The 21,652-nt window shown below is 71.9% G+C and carries 20 protein-coding genes; 7 read left to right on the top strand and 13 right to left on the bottom strand.

All coding sequences use genetic code 11. The features are described from left to right. Positions 1-184 precede the first annotated feature (184 nt). The 5 genes from BLT82_RS10325 to BLT82_RS10305 all read left to right on the top strand — a co-directional run bounded on the left by BLT82_RS10325 (position 185) and on the right by BLT82_RS10305 (position 5,277). A complete protein-coding gene (locus BLT82_RS10325) occupies positions 185-676 on the top strand; it encodes an Lrp/AsnC family transcriptional regulator (RefSeq protein WP_244291906.1) in 492 nt (163 codons plus the stop codon). Further along, the gene (locus BLT82_RS10320; protein WP_167745992.1) at positions 661-2,049 is read left to right on the top strand and encodes an aspartate aminotransferase family protein; all 1,389 of its coding nucleotides are present in this window, start codon (positions 661-663) and stop codon (positions 2,047-2,049) included. Before BLT82_RS10325 ends, BLT82_RS10320 begins: the two co-directional genes overlap by 16 nt. Before the next feature lie 186 nt (positions 2,050-2,235). Next, complete coding sequence (locus BLT82_RS10315) at positions 2,236-2,964, top strand: ABC transporter ATP-binding protein (protein WP_093653661.1); 729 nt, start codon at positions 2,236-2,238, stop codon at positions 2,962-2,964. Continuing rightward, the gene (locus BLT82_RS10310) at positions 2,946-4,082 is read left to right on the top strand and encodes a hypothetical protein (protein WP_093653580.1); all 1,137 of its coding nucleotides are present in this window, start codon (positions 2,946-2,948) and stop codon (positions 4,080-4,082) included. Before BLT82_RS10315 ends, BLT82_RS10310 begins: the two co-directional genes overlap by 19 nt. A gap of 43 nt (positions 4,083-4,125) precedes the next feature. Then, positions 4,126-5,277, top strand: a complete 1,152-nt coding sequence (locus BLT82_RS10305; RefSeq protein WP_093653579.1) for an LOG family protein — start codon at positions 4,126-4,128, stop codon at positions 5,275-5,277. A gap of 28 nt (positions 5,278-5,305) precedes the next feature. On the opposite strand, the gene BLT82_RS10300 is transcribed toward BLT82_RS10305, so the two are convergent. The 4 genes from BLT82_RS10300 to rlmN form a co-directional block, all read right to left on the bottom strand. Next, positions 5,306-6,337, bottom strand: coding sequence for an ABC transporter ATP-binding protein (locus tag BLT82_RS10300; RefSeq protein ID WP_093653578.1), 1,032 nt, complete (start codon positions 6,335-6,337; stop codon positions 5,306-5,308). Next, positions 6,337-7,980 carry an ABC transporter permease gene (locus BLT82_RS10295; protein ID WP_208867821.1) on the bottom strand — a complete coding sequence of 548 codons (1,644 nt, stop codon included), beginning with the start codon at positions 7,978-7,980 and terminating at the stop codon, positions 6,337-6,339. The genes BLT82_RS10300 and BLT82_RS10295 overlap by 1 nt, the downstream gene beginning before the upstream one ends. A gap of 92 nt (positions 7,981-8,072) precedes the next feature. After that, the gene (locus BLT82_RS10290; protein WP_093653576.1) at positions 8,073-9,170 is read right to left on the bottom strand and encodes a thiamine ABC transporter substrate-binding protein; all 1,098 of its coding nucleotides are present in this window, start codon (positions 9,168-9,170) and stop codon (positions 8,073-8,075) included. A 274-nt stretch (positions 9,171-9,444) separates the two neighbouring features. Further along, positions 9,445-10,551 (bottom strand): dual-specificity RNA methyltransferase RlmN, encoded by a 1,107-nt coding sequence (gene rlmN, locus BLT82_RS10285; RefSeq protein WP_093653575.1) that lies wholly within the window; start codon positions 10,549-10,551, stop codon positions 9,445-9,447. 509 nt (positions 10,552-11,060) lie between these two features. Between rlmN and BLT82_RS10280 the strand changes: the two genes are divergently transcribed. Beyond that, positions 11,061-11,723, top strand: coding sequence for a GOLPH3/VPS74 family protein (locus tag BLT82_RS10280; RefSeq protein ID WP_093653574.1), 663 nt, complete (start codon positions 11,061-11,063; stop codon positions 11,721-11,723). A gap of 88 nt (positions 11,724-11,811) precedes the next feature. On the opposite strand, the gene BLT82_RS10275 is transcribed toward BLT82_RS10280, so the two are convergent. From BLT82_RS10275 to rpsB, 6 genes are all read right to left on the bottom strand, one after another. Then, positions 11,812-12,360 carry a hypothetical protein gene (locus BLT82_RS10275; protein WP_093653573.1) on the bottom strand — a complete coding sequence of 183 codons (549 nt, stop codon included), beginning with the start codon at positions 12,358-12,360 and terminating at the stop codon, positions 11,812-11,814. 161 nt (positions 12,361-12,521) lie between these two features. After that, on the bottom strand, positions 12,522-13,634 hold the full coding sequence (locus BLT82_RS10270) for a phosphatidate cytidylyltransferase (protein WP_093653572.1): 1,113 nt from the start codon (positions 13,632-13,634) through the stop codon (positions 12,522-12,524). Next, positions 13,634-14,191: a ribosome recycling factor gene (gene frr / locus BLT82_RS10265; protein ID WP_093653660.1), complete on the bottom strand. Its 558-nt coding sequence runs from the start codon at positions 14,189-14,191 to the stop codon at positions 13,634-13,636. The genes BLT82_RS10270 and frr overlap by 1 nt, the downstream gene beginning before the upstream one ends. Before the next feature lie 185 nt (positions 14,192-14,376). Further along, entirely contained in the window at positions 14,377-15,159 is a 783-nt protein-coding gene (pyrH, locus tag BLT82_RS10260; protein WP_093653571.1) for a UMP kinase, read from the bottom strand. A 159-nt stretch (positions 15,160-15,318) separates the two neighbouring features. Next, complete coding sequence (tsf, locus tag BLT82_RS10255; protein ID WP_093653570.1) at positions 15,319-16,155, bottom strand: translation elongation factor Ts; 837 nt, start codon at positions 16,153-16,155, stop codon at positions 15,319-15,321. 102 nt (positions 16,156-16,257) lie between these two features. After that, entirely contained in the window at positions 16,258-17,157 is a 900-nt protein-coding gene (gene rpsB, locus BLT82_RS10250) for a 30S ribosomal protein S2 (RefSeq protein WP_093653569.1), read from the bottom strand. A gap of 261 nt (positions 17,158-17,418) precedes the next feature. Between rpsB and BLT82_RS37830 the strand changes: the two genes are divergently transcribed. After that, positions 17,419-18,621 (top strand): M23 family metallopeptidase, encoded by a 1,203-nt coding sequence (locus tag BLT82_RS37830; RefSeq protein WP_244291905.1) that lies wholly within the window; start codon positions 17,419-17,421, stop codon positions 18,619-18,621. An 87-nt stretch (positions 18,622-18,708) separates the two neighbouring features. On the opposite strand, the gene BLT82_RS10240 is transcribed toward BLT82_RS37830, so the two are convergent. From BLT82_RS10240 to dprA, 3 genes are all read right to left on the bottom strand, one after another. After that, a complete protein-coding gene (locus BLT82_RS10240) occupies positions 18,709-19,269 on the bottom strand; it encodes a TetR/AcrR family transcriptional regulator (protein WP_093653568.1) in 561 nt (186 codons plus the stop codon). A 124-nt stretch (positions 19,270-19,393) separates the two neighbouring features. After that, positions 19,394-20,230, bottom strand: a complete 837-nt coding sequence (whiG, locus tag BLT82_RS10235; protein ID WP_093653567.1) for an RNA polymerase sigma factor WhiG — start codon at positions 20,228-20,230, stop codon at positions 19,394-19,396. 251 nt (positions 20,231-20,481) lie between these two features. Continuing rightward, on the bottom strand, positions 20,482-21,648 hold the full coding sequence (dprA, locus tag BLT82_RS10230; protein WP_093653566.1) for a DNA-processing protein DprA: 1,167 nt from the start codon (positions 21,646-21,648) through the stop codon (positions 20,482-20,484). Positions 21,649-21,652: the final 4 nt, after the last annotated feature.

Raw genomic sequence — 21,652 nt, 5'->3', positions numbered from 1 at the left:
CCCTCCTCAGATGTCCGATGGGTGAGACACCCCCACACTACGCGGCCCAGGCTAGCCCGACGAGTGACGCTTTCGACAGACCCAACACCGTTCCACTTCGAAATCGGTGACTTTTCAGTCACTTAACAACGAATTTCATCGCTCACAGGTTGCGGAATCTACGACTCCGGTGCACAGTGTGCTCGTGGCCAGTCGAAGCACAGACTCCAGGACCGGGGGCGGTACCTCCCCCACGATCGATGCCGTCTCCCTGGCGATCATCGAGCAGCTGCAGGAGGACGGGCGCCGTCCTTACGCCGCGATAGGCAAGGCCGTGGGCCTTTCCGAGGCGGCGGTCCGGCAGCGCGTCCAGAAGCTGCTCGACCAAGGCGTGATGCAGATCGTCGCCGTCACGGACCCGCTCACCGTGGGCCTGCGGCGCCAGGCGATGGTCGGGATCAACGTCGAGGGCGACCTGGACCCGGTGGCAGATGCGCTGACCGCGATGTCCGAATGCGAGTACGTCGTCATGACGGCGGGCTCGTTCGACCTGATGGTGGAGATCGTCTGCGAGGACGACGACCACCTGCTTGAAGTGATCAACCGGCGCATCCGCACCCTCCCCGGTGTGCGCTCCACCGAGAGCTTCGTCTACCTCAAGCTCAAGAAGCAGACCTACATGTGGGGAACCCGATAGCCGTGAGCAAGGACCGCAGCGACCTCTCCAAGTCCGCCTACGACCACCTGTGGATGCACTTCACCCGCATGTCGTCGTACGAGAACTCCCCCGTGCCCACCATCGTCCGCGGTGAAGGCACGTACATCTACGACGACAAGGGCAAGCGCTACATCGACGGCCTCGCCGGCCTGTTCGTGGTCCAGGCGGGCCACGGCCGCAGGGAGCTGGCCGAGGTGGCCGCGAGGCAGGCCGAGGAGCTCGCTTTCTTCCCGGTGTGGTCCTACGCCCACCCGATGGCGGTCGAACTGGCCGAGCGCCTGGCCAACGAGGCCCCCGGCGACCTCAACAAGGTCTTCTTCACCACCGGCGGCGGCGAGGCGGTCGAGACCGCGTGGAAGCTCGCCAAGCAGTACTTCAAGCTCACCGGCAAGCCGACCAAGTACAAGGTGATCTCCCGCGCGGTCGCCTACCACGGCACCCCGCAGGGCGCCCTGTCCATCACGGGTCTGCCGGGTCTGAAGGCCCCGTTCGAGCCGCTGGTGCCGGGTGCGCACAAGGTCCCGAACACCAACATCTACCGCGCGCCGCTGTACGGCGACGACCCCGAGGCCTTCGGCCGCTGGGCCGCCGACCAGATCGAACAGCAGATCCTCTTCGAGGGTCCCGACACCGTCGCCGCGGTCTTCCTCGAGCCGGTGCAGAACGCCGGCGGCTGCTTCCCGCCGCCGCCCGGGTACTTCCAGCGGGTCCGCGAGATCTGCGACCAGTACGACGTACTGCTCGTCTCCGACGAGGTCATCTGCGCCTTCGGCCGCCTCGGCAAGACCTTCGCCTGCGACAAGTTCGGCTACGTGCCGGACATGATCACCTGCGCCAAGGGCATGACCTCGGGCTACTCCCCGATCGGCGCCTGCATCGTCTCCGACCGGCTCGCCGAGCCGTTCTACAAGGGTGACAACACCTTCCTGCACGGCTACACCTTCGGCGGCCACCCGGTCTCCGCGGCCGTCGGCCTCGCCAACCTCGACCTGTTCGAGCGCGAGAAGCTCAACCAGCACGTCCTGGACAACGAGGGCGCGTTCCTCTCGACGCTGCAGAAGCTGCACGACCTGCCGATCGTCGGCGACGTCCGCGGCAACGGCTACTTCTACGGCATCGAGCTCGTGAAGGACAAGAACACCAAGGAGTCCTTCAACGAGGAGGAGACCGAGCGGGTCCTCTACGGCTTCCTCTCCAAGGCGCTGTTCGACGCCGGCCTCTACTGCCGTGCCGACGACCGCGGCGACCCGGTCGTCCAGCTCGCCCCGCCGCTGATCTCCACCCAGGAGACCTTCGACGAGATCGAGCAGATCCTGCGCGGCGTCCTCACCGAGGCCTGGTCGAAGCTGTAGGACCGAGTCCGGCCGAAGCCCTCTCGCGGCCCGGACGCCTCCCTTCGGGTGAGAAGGAAGGCGTCCGGGCCGCGTGCTGTGCGTACACCCGGCTCCGAGTCCCTACGGTGCTGTGACCGATCGGCCTCGGGGTCGTTCGCCCGTGCGGGGGAACGGAACCCACGGATCTGAACCGAGGTGTACGCCATGGTGGTCCCGCCGGACAACGATGTGCTCTGGGCACGGTCCCTGAACCACGCCTTCGGCGGCTCGCCCGCCCTCTGCGGAGTCTCCCTCGGGGTGCGTGAGGGCGAGATCCTCGCCGTGAACGGCCCCCGCGGCAGCGGGAAGACGACCCTGCTGCGCTGTCTGTCGGGCCAGATCGTGCCGCAGCAGGGCGAGGTGTGGTTCAACAGCACACCCGTACACACCATGGGAGCGCTGAACCGCGAGCGGCTGCGGCGCGAGCGCTTCGGCTGGATCGGACCGGACCCCCAGCTGGTGCCCGAACTGACCGCCTGGGAGAACGCGGCGTTGCCGCTGCTGCTGCGCGGCTCCTCGCACCGCAAGGCCAGGGCCGCCGCACTGGAGTGGATGGAGCGGCTCGACATCGGCCGCTGCGCCCGCAAGCGCCCCCGCGCGCTGCTGCAGTCGCAGCGGCAGCGGATCGCCCTCGCCCGCGCCCTGGTCACCACCCCCGCGGTGCTGTTCGCCGACGAGCCGACCGCGACGCTGCACACCGCCGACCGGGCCCAGGTGCTGCGGACCCTCACCACCGCCGCCAGGTCCCACCGCATCACCCTCGTGCTGGCGAGCCATGACGAGGAGGTCGCGACGCTCGCCGACCGTGGTGTGTCGCTGGTCGACGGCCGGCGCATCACCTCGGTGCACGACGCGGAGACGGAAGGCCGGGCCGAGTGCTCGCTCTCCGTCTGAGCCGCGGCTCCCACCCCCTGGTCCTGCTGCGCCGCCTCCTGGTGGCGACGGCCTCGGCGGGGGTGGGCTTCCTGCTGCTGTGCACGCTGGCCTACGCGGTGTCCGGCCCGCACCCCTCCGATCCGGCGCTGCAGCGGCTGGCGTGGTGTCTCGCCCCACTGGCCGCCACCGTCCAGTTCGCCGTGGCGGTGGCCCGTACCGACCCGGCCACGCGGCCCCGCCAGGGCCTGTCCGCCGTCGGGCTCGGGCCGGTGCGCATGAGCGCGCTGGCCGCCGCGTCCACCGCGGTGTCCTGCGCCCTCGGCAGCACGGTTGCCCTGCTGTTCTTCATGCATCTGCGCGGAGATCTGAGCGGAATGCCGTTCGACGGCGACGCGGCGGAACTGCTCGCCGCGGGCGAGCCGTTGCCCCTGGGCGCGGTGGTCCTGCTCCTCGCGCTCGTCCCGGTCGTCGGGGCCGGGGCGGCGGCAGTGGCCCTCCGCCCACGCCGCCGGAGGGACGGCGAACTCCTCGACGACGAGCCCGAATACGCGGCGGCGCCCCCCGGCGGCCTTCCCTGGGGCGTAGCGCTCACGGCCGTGGGCGTCGCGATCGAGGCGTACACGGGCCGGAGCACGGAGGGCCCGGGCGGCACCCCCGGCGGCGTGCTCGCCGGCTGGACGCTCACCGCGGTGGGGCTCGCGATGGCCGGCCCCGGCATCGTCCACGTGTGCGGGCGGGTACTGCAGTCCCTACGGCCCGGAGCCATGCGGCTGCTCGCCGGGCGGGCGCTCATGGACGACGCACGCCGGATCGGGCGCCCCCTCGGAGTCGTGTGCGCCGTGGTGTCCGCCCTGATCGCGGCCTCCGCGCTCGCCGGGGAACGCCCCGAGCCCTTCGGCCCGCTGACCGCCCTCGGGGCGACGCTCGTCGTGGCCTGCACCGTGGCGACGCTGCTCACCTCGGCCGTGGAGGCGCGGCAGGCCCGCACGGCCACGCGGGCGGGCCTGCTCGAACTGGGCGCCTCCGCCGCCCTGCTCCAGGCCACCGCGATGCTCCGGGCCGTGGTCCTGCTCGCCGTACTCGCTCCGCTCACCTGGGCGGTGGCGGAACTGGCGGCCCTGCCGCTGCGGCGCTGACCCGGGCACGGGGGCCGCCGACCCGGGGCATATCGTGGCGGCCATGGGTAACGGACAGAGGCCGCTGCTGGGTTCGTCGTTCGACGACGACCGGGAGATCGAGACGCTCGAGGAGTTCGACCAGGTCGTCGCACGGCGGGGCAGCCTCGCTGGGCACCGCGTCCAGTCCGTCGACCTGACAGGGCGCACCCTCGCCCTGCTCTCGTCCGACGCGACGGCCGCCGCCTTCCTCGGCTGCGCCATGGAACCGGACGCCACGGCCAAGGTCCGCGCGGACGGCGCGCTCGTCTTCCCGCCCATACCGGACCTGCCGTTCGACCCGTACCGGGGGCTCCTCTACACCCCCGATGAGCTCTTCGACGGCCTCGACGACGGCGGCTACGAGAACACACCCGACGCACTCGCGTACGACTGGTTCCAGCTGACCAAGGCGGACCGGGACATCTACGCCTCGATGCTGCGGGCCCTGCACGACGACGCGGTCTCCGACGCCCTGGACGAACTCCTCGACGGCGTGCCGGTCGTCGGCGTGATGGGCGGCCACGCCATGAGCCGGGGCACCGACGAGTACGCCGGAGCGGCCCGGCTCGGTCGGGCCCTCGCCCGGACGGGTCTGACCGTGGCCACCGGCGGGGGTCCCGGTGCGATGGAGGCGGCGAACCTGGGCGCCTACGCGGCCCCCCACCCCGACGAGATGCTGGACGAGGCCCTCGAACTCCTGGCCAAGACGCCGTCGTTCACCCCCTCCGTCACCGACTGGGCGGCCGCCGCCTTCGAGGTCCGCTCCCGCTGGCCGCGGGGCGGCGACTCGGTCGGCATCCCCACCTGGTTCTACGGGCACGAGCCGCCGAACCCGTTCGCCGGGCACATCGCCAAGTACTTCGCCAACGCCACCCGCGAGGACGGGCTGCTCGCCCGCTGCACCGCCGGGGTAGTCTTCCTCCCCGGTGCCGCGGGCACGCTGCAGGAGATCTTCGACAACGCGACGCCGAACTACTACGAGTCGCGGGGCGAGCCCACGCCGATGGTCCTCGTCGACCGCGCCCACTGGACGGAGAGGCTGCCGGCCTGGCCGCTGCTCCGGTCCCTGGCCGAGGGCCGGGCCATGGAGACGCGCATCGCCCTGGTCGACTCGGTGGACGAAGCCCCCGGAGCACTGGCCCGGCTGACGGCCGCCGCACGGCCGGCCGGCTGAGACCCGGCGGCCGGCGGCCCCGGCCGGATCAGTCCCCGGCGTCCGGACGCAGGACCACCACGTCCTCCGCGGCGAAGGCGGCCCCCACCTCCGCTCCCGCTTCGGGCGCGTCCCTCAGCCCGCACTCGGCCTCCAGCGGCGGCGCGCCGTCCGGCCGCAGCCGTACGGCGACGTGGTGTCCGCGGAAGGTCAGCGACTCGACCACGCACGGCAGCCCCACGTCACGCGGGCCCAGCCGTACCGCGGACGGCCGCACCAGCAGCCGGCACGCGCCCTGGGGGGAGCCGGCGGGGACCGGGACGCCGCCCCAGGGTGTGTCGGCGGTGCCGCCGGTGACCGTCGCGGGCACCACATTGGCGAAGCCCAGGAACCGGGCGACGAATTCCGAGGCGGGGCGCTGCCACACGTCCCGGGGCGTGCCCGACTGCGCGACGCCTCCGTCCCGCATGACCACGACGCGGTCGGCGAGCGCGAAGGCCTCCCCCTGGTCGTGCGTCACGGCCAGCACCGTCGTGCCCAGCCGGCGGAACACCGCACGCAGTTCGACGACGAGCCGCTCCCTGAGGGTGCGGTCGAGCTGGCCCAGCGGTTCGTCGAGCATCAGCAGCCGGGGGCTGGGCGCGAGTGCCCGGGCGAGGGCGACGCGCTGCTGCTCACCGCCGGAGAGAGCACCGACGGCCCGCCTCGCGGCGCCGGGGAGCCCGACCAGTTCCAGCAACTCCTCCACCCGGCTCCGCTGTTCGCCCTTGGGCACGCCGTGCATCCGCAGCCCGAAGGCGACGTTGCCCCCCACGTCGCGCTGCGGGAAGAGCTGGTGGTCCTGGAACATCAGCCCCACACCACGCCGGTGCACCGGCACTCCGGCCTGGTCGGCGCCGCCGAGCAGCACCCGGCCGCCGTCCAGGGGCTGAAGCCCGGCGACGGCCCTCAGCAGGGTCGACTTGCCGCTGCCACTCGGTCCGAGCACGCACACGATCTCGTGGTCGGCTACCTCCAGATCCACCGCGTCCAGCGCCGCCCGCCGCCCGAAGCGTACGGTCGCGTTCTCCAGCGCCAGCATCAGAACTCCCCTGCGGAACGGTCGGGACGGAGCCGGTCGAGGAGCAGCAGGGCAGCCGCGCAGACCAGCATGAGAATCGTCGAAAGCGCCATCGCCTGGCCGTAGTTGAGCTCGCCCGGGCGGCCGAGGAGCCGGGCCACGGCGACCGGGAGCGTCGGGTTGTCCGGGCGGGCGATGAAGACGGTGGCGCCGAACTCGCCGAGGGAGACCGCGAAGGCGAAACCGGCGGCCACGAGCAGCGCCCTGCGCACCAGCGGCAGGTCGACCTCGCGCCATGCGCGCAGCGGCGAGGCGCCCAGCACGGCCGCCGCCTCCCGCAGCCGCTCGTCGACCGCCCGCAGCACTGGCAGCATCGTCCGCACCACGAACGGCACTCCGACGAGGGCCTGGGCCAGCGGTACGAGGATCCAGGAGGTACGCAGTTCCAGGGGTGGCTCGTCGAGGGTGATGAGGAAACCGAAACCCACGGTGACGGCGGAGACCCCGAGGGGCAGCATCAGCAGCGCGTCGAAGCCGCGGACGAGCCGGCCGGCCCTGGGGGCCCCTCCGGACGAAGTCCGGGGAAGGGTGAGCGCCGCGGCCGCGAGACCGCCGATGACGAGCGCGATCGCGGTGGCGGCGAACGCGTACTGGAGGGAGTTCCACACGGCCTCGACCGGCGGGACGAGGAAGGTGCCACCGCTCGCCTCGGCGGACTGCAGCGCCTCGTAGAAGGTGAGACCGTACCCGCCGGGTCCGTCGACCGACCGCTCGATCAGCACCGCGAGCGGTGCCACGATCAGCAGGACGACCGTGGCGAGCACCGCGCCGAGAAGGGCCCATTGTCCGGCGCCGCTCGGGCGGTGCGCGGTGTGTGCGGGATCGACGAGGCGCAGCGCGCTCTCCCGGCGCCGCACGGTCCAGGCGTGCACGGCGAGGATCGCGCCCACGGCGGCGAACTGCACCAGGGTGAGCACGGCGGCCGTGGAAAGGTCCAGCACCTGGGCGGTCTGCCGGTAGATCTCCACCTCGAGCGTGGAGTACGCCGGGCCGCCGAGGATCTGCACGACACCGAACGAGGTGAAGGTGAAGAGGAACACCATCAGCGCGGCCGCGGCCACCGCCGGGGTCAGCGCGGGCAGGGTGACGCGCCGCCAGGCCGTGAAGCGGCCTGCTCCGAGGACCCGTGCCGCCTCTTCCTGGCGCGGGTCCAGCTGGGACCACAGACCGCCCACGGTCCGCACCACCACGGCGTAGTTGAAGAACACGTGGGCGAGGAGGATCGCCCAGACCGTCGTGTCGAGCCGTACGCCCCACAGGTCGTCGAGGAGCCCGCCGCGGCCCAGGAGGGCGAGGAAGGCGGTGCCGACGACGACGGTGGGCAGGACGAACGGCACGGTGACGACCGCCCGCAGGACCTGCTTCCCGGGGAAGTCGTAGCGGGCGAAGACATAGGCGCCCGGCAGCGCGATCAGCAGGGTCAGTCCCGTCGAGGCGAGCGCCTGCCAGAGGGTGAACCAGAGCACCTGCAGGATGTCGGGACGGCCGACGACCTCGGCGATCCCGCCGAGTTGCCAGGAGTCGCCCACCCGCAGCCCGCGGCCCACGATCGAGGCCACGGGGTAGGCGAAGAAGAGGGCGAAGAACGCGACGGGCAGCGCCATCAGCGCGAACCGCACCGCGGAGCCGCGACGGGACGCCGGTCCGCGCACGGGGTTCCTCCCGTGCGGGCCGGCGCTCCCGCCGGAGGGCCCGGTTACTTCAGGACGAGCGAGGACCACGACTGGATCCACTGGTCACGGTTCTCGGCGATCTTCTCCGGAGCCATCGTCCGCGGCTCGGCGATCACCTCGCCGAACTCGGTGAACAGCGGGGGCAGCTTGGCGTCCTCGGCCACCGGGTTCACGAACATGTTGAGGGGCATGTCCTCCTGGAACTTCCGGCTGATGAGGAAGTCCAGCAGGGCCTTGCCACCGGCCTCGTTCCGCGCGCCCTTGAGCAGGCCCGCGGCCTCGGTCTGTCGGAAGCAGGTACCGGTGGAGACGCCGGTCGGCGCCACCTTCGGCTGCGGCTTGGCGTACAGCACCTCGACCGGCGGGCTGGAGGCGTACGAGACGACCAGCGGCCGGTCGCCCTTGGCCGCCCTGCCGCCGGCGGACCCGGAGAACTCCTGGTTGTAGGCGATCTCCCAACTGTCGACGACCTTCACGCCGTTCGCCCGCAGCTTCTTCCAGTAGTCCTGCCAGCCCCCGTCCCCGTACGCGGCCGCGGTGCCGAGGAGGAAGCCGAGGCCGGGCGAGGACCGCTCGGCGTTCTCGACGACGAGGAGGTTCCGGTACGCGGGCTCGGCGAGGTCGTCGAAGCTCTGCGGCGGAGCGAGCTTCCTGTCGGCGAAGTACTTCTTGTCGTAGTTGACGCAGATGTCGCCGCTGTCGATCGGCGTGACCCGGTGCTCGTCCTTGTCGAGCCGGACGGCTTCGGGGACCCGCTCCAGGCCCTTGGCCTCGTACGGGGTGAAGAGGTCGTTGTCGAGGGCCCGGGACAGCGTGGTGTTGTCGACCCCGAAGAACACGTCGCCCTGCGGGGAGCCCTTGGTGAGGATCTCCTTGTTGAGCGCCTCGACGGCGTCGCCGCTCTTCAACACCTTGACCGTGTACCCGGTCTGCTTGGTGAACTCCTTGAGCACGGCCGGCGAGGCGTTGAAGGAGTCGTGGCTGACGAGCGTCACGGTCTTGGAGCCGCCGCCGTCCGCTCCGGCGGAGTCGTCCCCGGACGACCCGCCGCAGGCCGCGAGCGTGCTCGCGCCGAGGGCCGCGGCGAGCGCGGTGAGGGTGATCTTCTTGGTGGTGCTCACTGATTCCTCCTGGGCATGACCAGGAAGAGACGCGGCCCTGCCCGGCTGCGGAATCTCGCGATCCGGTGGCCGGGCAGGGCGCAACAGCTTGAGTCTCGTCCGAACTTCCTACCCGGAATGACCCGGGCGAGGTTCAGAGGGTCTGCGGTCTGACGGTCACCGCACTCTCAGCGCTGTGGCGCTCCCCTGTCGGAATATGCAGATGTTCGGGCCAGCGTACAGGGACCCTTCGGGCCCCCGGTGTGGGCCTTGCCGGTCCCCTGCCGGCCCGGGGCTAACGCTCGGAGGCGGCGAGCTGGCCGCAGGCGCCGTCGATCTCCTGACCCCGGGTGTCGCGGACGGTGACCGGGACGCCATGGGCGGCGATGGCCTCGATGAAGGCCTTCTCGTCCTCGGGCCGGGAGGCCGTCCACTTGGAGCCCGGAGTCGGGTTCAGCGGGATCAGGTTGACGTGCACCCGCTTGCCCTTGAGGAGACGCCCGAGCAGGTCACCGCGCCATGCCTGGTCGTTGATGTCACGGATGAGGGCGTACTCGATCGAGATCCGGCGGCCGGACTTCTCCGCGTACTCCCAGGCCGCGTCCAGGACCTCCCGCACCTTCCAGCGCGTGTTGACGGGGACGAGGGTGTCGCGCAGCTCGTCGTCCGGGGCGTGCAGGGAGACGGCGAGGCGGCACTTGAAGCCCTCGTCGGCGAAGCGCAGCATCGCCGGGACGAGGCCCACGGTGGAGACGGTGATCCCGCGCTGCGACAGGCCGAGGCCGTCCGGCTCGGGATCGGTGAGCCGGCGAACGGCCCCGACCACCCGGTTGTAGTTGGCCAGCGGCTCGCCCATGCCCATGAACACGATGTTGGACAGCCGCGCGGGGCCCCCGGGGACCTCGCCGTCGCGCAGGGCCCGCATGCCGTCCACGATCTGGTGCACGATCTCGGCGGTGGACAGGTTCCGGTCGAGGCCGGCCTGGCCCGTGGCGCAGAACGGGCAGTTCATCCCGCAGCCGGCCTGCGAGGAGATGCACATCGTCACCCGGTCCGGGTAGCGCATCAGCACCGACTCGACGAGCGTGCCGTCGTGGAGCCGCCACAGCGTCTTGCGGGTGGTGTCGTCGTCACAGGACACGTGCCGGACGACGGACATCAGGTCGGGCAGCAGCTCCGACGCGAGCCGCTCGCGCGCGGCGGCGGGGATGTCGGTCCACTGCTCCGGGTCGTGCGCATAGCGCGCGAAGTAGTGCTGCGACAGCTGCTTCGCCCGGAACGGCTTCTCGCCGATCGCGGCGACGGCGTCCTTCCGCTCGGCGGGCGTGAGGTCGGCGAGGTGCCGCGGGGGCTTCTTGGCTCCGCGGGGGGCGACGAAAGTGAGTTCTCCGGGCTTAGGCATGGCCGTACCAGTGTCGCAGATCCAACCGGGTGCCCCGGGGGCTGTCACTCGCCACGGCTGCCGTCGGTGGTCGTCACCGGTCGCCACCGAGCGGCCCCGGACGGCCCGGCTGCGATCACCCACCGGCGGCCCGCCACTCGCCGAGCCGGACCCCGACCTGGTGGTTGTGGCGTCGTGCCAAACTCCGCTGCGCCGGAAGCCCACGGGGTCCCGATGCCCTACCGGACCTGAGCACTGAGCCCGGGCCCCGGCGCCCCGGGTCCAGCCGGCAGTCGCCTGCCGTCGTTCCGGGGCCTCCGGGGCGGGTGCCCCGGAACCGGTCGGACGCGCCGGCAGTCTCTTTGTGCGGAAGCACCGGACCTTTTGCCGGAGGACCGACCGAGCCGTACGGCGCGACCGGACCGCCTCGTACGGGCCACCGGTACGGCACCAGGGCCGGACAGACATCGGGCAGTGGGCGGACGCACGGGTCCGGACCGCTCGCCGAACGACCGAGGGGAACCAGCCGTATGGGCGTCACGCTGGCCGAGGAGATCATGCTGCTGTCGCTGGACGACGAGTCCGGTGCGGCGAAGGAACGCCAGGCGGCCGGCTGGGCGGTGGCCGGAGGGATCCTGCTGGAGCTCGTGATGGCTGGGCGCGTCACCGTCGCGGACGGCCGCCTGGAGGTGACCCGCGCCGCGCCCACCGGAGTCGCGCTGCTCGACGGGCGGCTGGAGCAGCTCGCCGCATGGGCGAGGGACGGACGCAGGCGCAAGGTGTCCGACTGGCTGACCAAGGACCAGCCCAGGGCCGTGGCCGCGACCGTCGAGAGCCTGTGCGCGCGCGGTGTCGTCACCGAGGAGCGGCACAGGGCACTCGGAGTCTTCCCCGTGCGCCGCTACCCGGAGGCCGACGGGTCGGTCGAGCGGGAGCTGCGGGCCCGCCTGAGGTCGGCGGTCGTCGACGGCGCCGACCCGGACGGCCGCACCTCCGGGCTGGTCGCGCTTCTGCACGGCGCGGGGCTGCACCGGCAGGCCTTCCCCGATGTGCCCCGGAAGCAGGTGGAGCCCCGGATGGCGAAGATCGCCGAGGGTCACTGGGCCGGTGCCGGCGTCCGCGACGCCATCCGGAACATGCAGGCGGCGATGGCCGCGATCACGACGGCCGTGGTGGTGACCACGGTGATGTGACGCGCGGCGGCAGGGGCGGCCGGTCGCCTGCGCGTGGGCGAACAGGCGGCGGCGGACGTACGGGCGCTGCCCGGCGCCCCGGCCCGCGTCAAGTGAGAGGCGGCAGCGCGTCGTACACCGCGGCGAGGTCCGCGGGGATGTCCGTGCCGTCGTCGACGGAGGTGTGGCCGTCGTGGACCAGCACTCGGGTCAGGCCGTCCATGATCGGCGGTCCGGTGGGCCGGGTCGGCAGACGGGAGAAGTCGACGCCGTCGAGCGCCTTCCGCAGCTTCGCGAGGGCGGCCGGGGTCATCCGGCCGGGACGGTCCTTCCTCCCCGGTGCGACCCGCAGGTACGTTCCGTCGTCGTACACGACGACGGAGTCGTGCCGCCCGTCGATGCCGCCGCTCTCGGTGAGGGTCACGAGCGCGGACACCTCGTCGGGCGTCGTCGCGGAGGGGGTGGCGGCCGGCGGGGTGCCGGTCGCCGTCGGCTCGGTGGTGGGGCTCGGCGACGGCGGCTGCGAGCGCGTCGGCTCGGCCGAAGGTCCGGGCCCGTTCCCGGACGGACCGGTGTCCGTCGCCCCCTCGCCTCCCCCGCACCCGGTGACGCACACGAGCACCAGCAGCAGAGCCGCTCCGACGACCTTCGGCCTCATGTTCCCCCCTGCCCCGGTCCCGACGTCCCGCCCAGCATGCAGTGTCCGGGGCCCGACAGACAGACCGCGGGCACCGACTCGTACCCCGGTCCGGCCCGAACACGGCGGAAGGGCCGCCGTCCCGTGGGACGGCGGCCCTTCCGACCGCGACTCTCCGGACGTCAGCCTGCGCCGACGAACACCACGAAGAGCAGCCACACCACCGGTGCGGTCGGCAGCAGCGAGTCCAGCCGGTCCATGATGCCCCCATGGCCCGGCAGCAGCGTGCCCATGTCCTTGATGCCGAGGTCGCGCTTGATCATCGACTCCCCGAGGTCCCCCAGCGTCGCACTGACCGCGACCGCGAGGCCGAGGATCAGGCCCTGCCACCAGGTGCCGCCGTCGATCAGCAGCGGCATGCAGACGGCTCCCGCCACCATGCCGAACGCCACCGCCCCGAACAGGCCCTCGCGGGTCTTGCCGGGGCTGATGCGCGGCGCGAGCTTGTGCTTGCCGAAGCGCCAGCCGATCGCGTAGGCGCCGGTGTCGCTCACGACCGTCAGCAGGAGGAACGCGAAGACCCGCTGCGGGCCGTCGTCCGCGGTGAGCATCATCGCGACGAACGTGGCGAGGAACGGCACGTAGAAGGTGGCGAAGAGCCCGGCGGTGACGTCCTTGAGGTACCCCTCGGGCGGTTCGGTCATCCGCCAGACCAGTACCGCCAGGCCGGTGAGGGCGGTGGCGACCCAGGCCCCCTCGGCACCCCGTACGTAGCCGGCCACGACCATCGCCGCGCCGCCCACCGCGAGAGGCACCAGGGGCGCCTTGATGCCCTTGCGTTCCTGGAGTCGGGAGGTGAGCTCCCACAGACCGACGACCACGGCGACGGCGATCACACCGACGAACACGGCCTTGACGACGAACAGCGCCGCGACGATCACCGCACCGAGCCCGACGCCGACCCCTATGGCAGCACGGAGATCGCGGCCTGCGCGCTTCTTCGGCGGCGGCTGCGGCTCCGACGGCTCGGAGGCCGCAGGCGGCGGAGGGGTGGGCATGGGCTCCTGCGGCATCTCGTCGCGGAACGGGGGGCCGCTCAGCCGAGCGGCCCCCCGGTCACGGTCTTCGCGGCCGACTGCGTCTCTACCTGCGTCGGGATCGTCCGGCACGATGGGCATGGGCCGAGTCTGCTGGGCGTCAAGCTCATCGTATGCGGGACCCGCCGGGGCAGCCCCCTGGTCGGGCGGGCCCCAGTAGCCGGCACTCGTCGGGGCCCCCCAGGAAGAGTCGTTCATCAGACCTCGAGCAGCTCGGCTTCCTTGTGCTTGAGCAGCTCGTCCACCTGCGCGACGTGCTTCGCGGTGGTGTCGTCGAGCTCCTTCTCCGCACGACGGCCCTCGTCCTCGCCGACCTCGCCGTCCTTGATCAGCTTGTCGATGGCCTCCTTGGCCTTGCGGCGCACGGAGCGGATCGAGATCCGGGAGTCCTCCGCCTTGCCCTTGGCGACCTTGATGAACTCGCGGCGGCGCTCCTCGGTGAGCTCGGGGAACACCACCCGGATGATGTTTCCGTCGTTGCTGGGGTTGACGCCCAGGTCGGAGTCGCGGATCGCCTGCTCGATGTTGCGCAGCGCGCTCTTGTCGAACGGGGTCACCACGGCCATGCGCGGCTCCGGCACCGAGAACGAGGCCAGCTGGTTGATCGGCGTCAGCGCACCGTAGTAGTCGGCCACGATCTTGTTGAACATCGCCGGGTGCGCACGCCCGGTGCGGATCGCGGCGAAGTCCTCCTTGGCGACCACGACGGCCTTCTCCATCTTCTCCTCGGCCTCGAGGAGGGTCTCTTCGATCACCACTTGCTCCTGCGTGTCTTGGTAGTCCCGGCGTGTACGAGTGGCGGCCCGGCCCGCCGAACCCGTGGTGCGGGTCCGCGGACCGGTCCGTGTCACGCGTACGAGACCGGCGAAACTTGGCGGCGTCTTCCCTGCACGGTGTCCGACCGGCAGGGCTTTGTCCATCCCGGGGCAGTGCCCCCGGGTCAGGCCCGGGTGCCCTGGTCGCTCACGAGCGTGCCGATCTTCTCACCCCGGACGGCCCGCGCGATATTGCCCGCGGCGAGCAGTTCGAAGACGAGGATCGGCAGGGAGTTGTCGCGGCAGAGGGTGATCGCGGTGGCGTCGGCGACCTTGAGGTCGCGGGCGAGCACCTCGCCGTACTCCAGCGCGTCGAACTTCACCGCGTCCGGGTTGGTCTTGGGGTCGGAGTCGTAGACGCCGTCGACACCGTTCTTGCCCATGAGCAGGGCCTCGGCATCGATCTCCAGGGCACGCTGGGCCGCGGTGGTGTCGGTGGAGAAGTACGGCATGCCCATACCGGCGCCGAAGATCACGACGCGCCCCTTCTCGAGGTGGCGCACCGCTCGCAGCGGAATGTAGGGCTCCGCGACCTGGCCCATGGTGATGGCGGTCTGGACGCGGGAGTCGATCCCCTCCTTCTCCAGGAAGTCCTGGAGGGCGAGGCAGTTCATGACCGTGCCGAGCATGCCCATGTAGTCGGAGCGCGCCCGGTCCATGCCGCGCACCTGGAGCTCGGCTCCACGGAAGAAGTTGCCGCCGCCGATGACCACCGCGATCTGTGCGCCGTCACGGACGACCGCGGCGATCTCGCGTGCGATGGCGTGTACGACGTCGGGATCGACGCCCAGGCCGGTGCCGCCGGAGAAGGCTTCCCCGGACAGCTTCAGCATGAAGCGGCCGGCTTTCGTGCCGGTGTGGTCGCTCTTGTCGTCGGCAGCCGGATTGGCGTCCGCGCCCTTGTTCATGGAGATCTCCTCGTGCACATACGAAGAAGGCCATTGCCGGTGGGTGCTGGTGTCCCTGCGGCAATGGCCTCCTCGTCAGATCTGCGGTCGTCCGGCGTTTCACGCGGCCGACGACTGCTGGAAAACCCTATCGGGCTCCCGTGTCGATCGCGTACCGGCTCAGATGCCGACCTTGATGCGCGAGAAGCGCTTCAGGGCGACACCGGCCTCGTCCAGGATCTGCTGGACGGACTTCTTGTTGTCCAGCGCGTACGGCTGGCCCAGGAGGGTGGCGTCCTTGAAGAAGCCGTTGAGGCGGCCCTCGACGATCTTCGGCAGGGCGGCCTCGGGCTTGCCCTCGGCGCGGGTGGTCTCCTCGGCGACGCGGCGCTCGGACTCGACGACCTCGGCCGGAACGTCCTCGCGGGACAGGTACTTCGGCGCGAAGGCGGCGATGTGCTGGGCGACGCCCTTGGCGACCTCGGCGTTGGGCTTGTCGAGCTCGACGAGGACACCGATCTGCGGGGGCAGGTCGGGCATCGTGCGGTGCATGTACGCGGTCACGTAGGCACCGGAGAACTGCGCGAAGCGGTCCAGGACGATCTTCTCACCGAGGTTGGCGTTGGCCTCGTCGACGTACGCCTGCACGGTCTTGCCGGGCTCGATCTCCGAGGCGAGCAGGGCCTCGATGTCGGCCGGGCCCGTGGCGGCGACGTGGGCGGCGAGCGCGTTGGCGACGGCCTGGAACTTGTCGCCCTTGGCGACGAAGTCCGTCTCGCACTTCAGCTCGACGATGACACCGGAGGTGTTGTCGTCGGCGATGAGGGAGACGACGGCGCCGTTCTCGGCGGAGCGGCCCTCGCGCTTGGCGACGCCCTTCTGGCCCTTGATGCGCAGGGCCTCGACGGCCTTGTCGACGTTGCCGTCGGCCTCGTCGAGCGCCTTCTTGCAGTCCATCATGCCCGCGCCGGTGAGCTCGCGGAGCTTCTTAACGTCAGCGGCGGTGTAGTTCGCCATGTCTGTGAATCTCTCTGAAGTCGAAGAGCTGAGGTCGAACGATCTACGGGCCGACGGCGGGGGCTTCATGGGCCCCCGCCGTCGGCTACCGAAACCTGGGCGTCAGGCCTTGTCGGCGTCCGCGGCCGGGGCCTCGGCGGCGTCGGCCGCCTTCTCGGCCTCGGCCGGCTTCTCGGCCTCGGCCGGCTTCTCGGCCTCGGCGGCCGGGGTCTCGTCGGCCTTCTTCTCGCCCTCGAGCAGGTCGCGCTCCCACTCGGCCAGCGGCTCGCCGGCGGCCTTGTCGCCCGGCTTCGAGTCACCGGTGGCGACGCCGGAGCGGGCGATGAGGCCCTCGGCGACGGCGTCGGCGATCACGCGGGTGAGCAGGGTGACGGAGCGGATCGCGTCGTCGTTGCCCGGGATCTTGTAGTCGACCTCGTCCGGGTCGCAGTTGGTGTCGAGGATCGCGACGACCGGGATGCGGAGCTTGCGCGCCTCACCGACGGCGATGTGCTCCTTCTTGGTGTCGACGATCCAGACGGCGCTCGGCACCTTCTGCATCTCGCGGATACCACCGAGCGTCTTCTCCAGCTTGGCCTTCTCGCGGGAGAGGACCAGGAGCTCCTTCTTGGTGAGACCGGAGGCGGCCACGTCCTCGAAGTCGATCGCCTCGAGCTCCTTCAGACGCTGAAGGCGCTTGTAGACGGTGGAGAAGTTGGTGAGCATGCCGCCGAGCCAGCGCTGGTTGACGTAGGGCATGCCGACGCGGGTCGCCTGCTCGGCGATGGCCTCCTGCGCCTGCTTCTTGGTACCGACGAACATGATGGAGCCGCCGTGGGCGACGGTCTCCTTGACGAACTCGTAGGCGCGGTCGATGTACGACAGCGACTGGAGCAGGTCGATGATGTAGATGCCGTTGCGCTCGGTGAAGATGAAGCGCTTCATCTTCGGGTTCCAGCGACGGGTCTGGTGACCGAAGTGGACGCCGCTCTCCAGCAGCTCCCGCATCGTGACGACGGCCATGGCCGTATCTCCTTGAGTTTTCTCGGTTGTGTCCTGACGCCCCGACGCGCCGTGCCGCAAGGGACCGAGAGGCGCGGCCACCGACCGAGGAAGAGGGTGGTGGCGGGGCGTGCGAAGTCGACCCGGGTGACCCGGATCGCCAGAAGAAGTGTACGGGACCGCCGAGGTGCCGGGTGACGGCGATGTCCACAACGGGCCGGTCGTCCACAGATCCGGACCATGATCAGCGCGGAGGCGGGTGGCTGAGGGACCGTCGGCGTCATGAATCGCGGACGACGAGTGGTGACGACGGCGCTGGTGGCGGCGCTGCTGGTCCTGGTGTGCCCGGTCGCTGCACGGGCGGCGGCCTGGCCCGTGGGACCGCCCCGCCCGGCGGTGGTGCGGGGCTGGGAGCCGCCGCCCTCCCCGTACGGCCGGGGCCACCGCGGGGCGGATCTGGCCGCGCCCCCGGGCACCGAGGTGCGCGCGGCGGCGCCGGGCCGGGTGTCCTTCGCGGGGCCGGTGGCCGGACGCGGGGTCCTCTCGATCGAGCTGGCGGATACGGGCGACCCACCGCTGCGCACGACCTACGAGCCGGTGCGCCCGCTGGTCGCCCCTGGCGCGCTGGTCAGCGAGGGTGAGGTCGTGGCGGTGGTGGCGGAGGGGTCCGCGCACTGTCCGCGGGGGTGCCTGCACTGGGGGCTGCGGCGCGGCGCGGAGTACCTGGACCCGCTCTCCCTCCTGCCCGCTTCGGCCTTGCGCCGCGGCCCGTCCCGGCTGCTTCCGGTCTTCGGGGTGCCCCGGCCGGCGGCGGCTCCGGAGGCATCCGCCCGACGGCTCGCCGACGCGACGGCCTCCCCCTCCCGGGCGGGCGCGGACGCGGTCCAGGCGCTGATCCTCGCGACGGCAGCAGTCCTCTCCCGCCGGGCCCTGCGCCCCCGGCGGGAGGGAGCGCTCCGGCGAAGCGGACGACGGTGGGCCGTGTGCGGCGGCGCCCGGCGCGGGGCGGCGGCACCCATGGGCCGGCGCTGGGGCCGGACGCGGGCACCGGCGGACCCGGCACGGCAGAGCCGGGCACGGCCCGGGCCCGGTGCCGGGCGGGGGCGCGCGGCGCGGGCATCGGGCGCGAGGCTCGGGGCACGGGCGGTCCCGACACGACAGAGCCAGGCGCAGGGAGGAGGCGCCGGGGCGCGGGGGAGGCGGAGGAACCGGACGTGGGGGCGGGGGCGGGTGGCGAGCGGAGGCGATGGGCAGGGACGTCCTGCACGACTCGGCCGGGCACGGGCAGACCCGGGCGGGGCGCGGGGCGGCGCCGGGCAGAGTCTGACTCTGCACATCAGAGCCGCATGGCGGATCCCCGCGCCGCACGGCAGGCCCCGGCTCCGGACGGGAGAGGCCGCATGCCACGCACGATCCGGCCGAGGGTCGTGGGCGCAGGCTCGTGGTGTGGGTGAGGAGGGATGGCCCGTCTCGGTCAGCGGGTAGGGCCCGATGCTCGCGGGCCGGATCGGCCCGGGGCCCGGTCGGGCCGGGGACGAAGCACGGGATCGGGCGGGCGGAGCCGGCGCCCGCTCAGTCGCCCAGGACTCCGCGGAGCGCCATGGAGACCGCGGCCTCCGCAATGGAAGAGGGGTCCTCGGCGGCGCCCAGCTCGATGCGGCGCACCGCCGCGTCCACGACCCCCTGGAGGAGCATGGCCGCCAGACGGGGCTGCTGGTGCCCCAGTTCCCCGAGCGCCTCCACGATCATGGCGATCAGCCCGCCGTGCGCCGCACGGATCTTCTCCCGGGCTCCGTCGTCCAGCTCGCTCGCGGAGATCGCGACGACGGCCCGGTGCCGCCGGTCGCCGACGAGTTCCAGCTGACGGCGCACATACGCCTCGACCTTGCCCTCGGGGGTGTCCGAGCCCGCCATGGCGGTCTCGACCTCCGCGGCCCACACCGGGAAGTCGACCGCACACAGCTCCTCGACGACCGCGGCACGGGAGCGGAAGTACTCGTACACGGAGGACCTGGCCAGGCCGGTGCGTTCGGCGAGGGCGGGGAAGGTCAGCGCGTCCGTCCCGCCTTCGGACAACAGGGAGCGCGCAGCGTCCAGCAGGGCGGCACGCTGCATGGTCCGGTGCTCGGCCACGGAGGCCGCTCGAATCCTTGGCACGGGACCACTTTACGGCGACGGCGGCACGCACGGGCGGGACAGTGACGGTTCCTCCCCGGCCGCTGCCGGCTCCCCGTGTCCTGCCGCCCGCCGGGCCGCCTCACCGTGCGACGTCGGCCAGCTTCGCCCTGAGCTGCAGCACTGACTTGGTGTGGATCTGGCTGACCCGGCTCTCGGTGACGCCCAGGACGTTGCCGATCTCGGCCAGAGTCAGGCCCTCGTAGTAGTAGAGCGTGACGACGGTCTTCTCCCGGTCGGGGAGGGTGTTGATCGCGCGGGCGAGAAGGCGCCGCAGCTCGCGGTCCTCGGCCACCTCCACCGGGTTGTCGGCGGCGGTGTCCTCCAGCGTGTCCATGAGGCTGAGCCGGTCGCCGCCCTCGCCCCCGACGTGGAGCAGTTCCTCCAGTGCGACGACGTTGGCCAGGGACAACTGGCTGAAGACGGAGTGCAGTTCCTCGAGCGAGATGCCCATCTCAGCGGCGACCTCGCTCTCCGAGGGGGTGCGCCGCAGTTGCGCCTCCAGCGTGGCGTACGCGCGCTCGACGTTGCGAGCCTTCTGCCGCACTGAGCGCGGAATCCAGTCCAGTGCCCGCAACTCGTCGATCATGGCGCCGCGGATCCGGGTGATCGCGTACGTCTCGAACTTGATCGAGCGCTCGATGTCGAACTTCTCGATCGCGTCGATGAGTCCGAAGACCCCGGAGGAGACGAAGTCGGCCTGCTCGACATTGGACGGCAGCCCGACGCTCACCCGTCCCGCGACGTACTTCACCAGCGGTGAGTAGTGCAGGATCAGCTGCTCCCGCAGCCGGTCGTCGCCGGTTGCCTTGTACGACCGCCACAGCTCTTCGAGCGACGAGGGCGCGGACGGCCGCACGGAACCACGGGCAGCGGGGGGAACTGCCGCGTGGTCAGACCCGGAGGTGTGCTGGGGCATGCGTTGCCTTTGAGCCGTTCTGCTGTGGGGCGTGACGGGACGGGTTGGGCCGGTGGCTGGGCGGTGAACCTGGTGAGCGTAGCGTGACTGGGGGATTGCGGTGCGCGAACGACGGCGGATCGCGCCTCGGTGGGTGTGTACCGTCGGCCACATCTTCGAACGGGGGCCGGAGCTGCGGGCACCGGCCCCCAAGGTGTCGCGGAAGTGCCGCCGGGGCCACCGGGCTCACCCTTTCACCCGAATGCCCCTGGTCAAGCACCGCCTCGCCGTGCGTTCGAGCCCGTTGTGGCGGCTGTGGCCAACTGCCAGCGGTCCCCGTGGCGTTCGACGAAGCCCAGGGAGTGCAGTTCGTACAGCCTCGCGAGGGCGTCGTCGGGCGTGGTGCCGGCGCGATCCGCGATGTCCCGGCCGTCGAGGGCACCGCTGACCGGGAGAGACTCCAGGACACGCGCGCATCCGGGGCCGAGGAGGTCCCGTGGGACGACCGGCCCACGGCGCGCAGGGGCCAGATCGCCGATGTCGCCGACCAGTTCGACCACTTCGTCGGCGTCGGTGACCAGCACCGCGCCGCTGCGCAGGAGTTCGTGCACCCCTGCGGAGAGCCCGCTGGTGACAGGGCCGGGAACGCCCATGGTGAACCGGCCGAGGCGCTCGGCGGCACGGGCCGTGGCGAGTGAACCGCTCCGGTACTCGGCCTCCACGACGACCGTGCCGCGGGACAGGGCCGCGATGACCCGGTTACGCAGCACGAACCTGCTGCGGGTGGGGTGGGATCCGGGCGGCAACTCGGCGACGATCAGGCCCTGTTCCACCACTCGGCGGATCAACTCCGCGTGACCCCGGGGATAGACGGCGTCCACTCCGCACGCGAGCACGGCGACCGTGGCGCCCTCCGCGGACAGAGCACCTCGGTGGGCGGCGGCGTCGACTCCGTACGCCGCGCCGGAGACGACCACCCAGCCGCGCTCGGCGAGGCCCGAGGCGAGGTTTCCCGCCACATGCGCCCCGTACGGTGTACAGGCTCTCGCGCCCACCAAGGCGACCGAGCGCAGGGCCCATATCCGCAGGTCGGGACGGCCTCGGACCCAGAGCCCGACCGGCCGTGCGTCTCCGAGGTCGTCCAGCTGCCCCGGCCACTCGGGATCCCCCGGGCACAGGAAGCGGCCGCCCAGCTCGGCCACCCGCTCGAGATCGTGTTCGGGGCGGACCACCGCGGCACGCATCCGGTAGCCCTGGATCCTCCGCTCCCCCGCGCCGGGGAGGTCGCCCTCGGTCGGGACGGGTGCGGAGAGACGGGCCAGGAGTTCCACCGGGCCGTGCCGGCGCAGCCACCTCCCCGCACGTTCATCACCCGGTTCGACGACCCTCGTCAACGCGGCACGCGCCCTGCGCTCCTCGTCACTGGCGCCGGCACTCATGTCC

Origin of the sequence: Streptomyces wuyuanensis (assembly GCF_900103455.1) — a bacterium.
GTDB classification, from domain to species: domain Bacteria; phylum Actinomycetota; class Actinomycetes; order Streptomycetales; family Streptomycetaceae; genus Streptomyces; species Streptomyces wuyuanensis.
The sequence above is the reverse complement of the archived record's forward strand: the minus strand, read 5'-3'. Positions and strand labels throughout refer to the sequence as shown.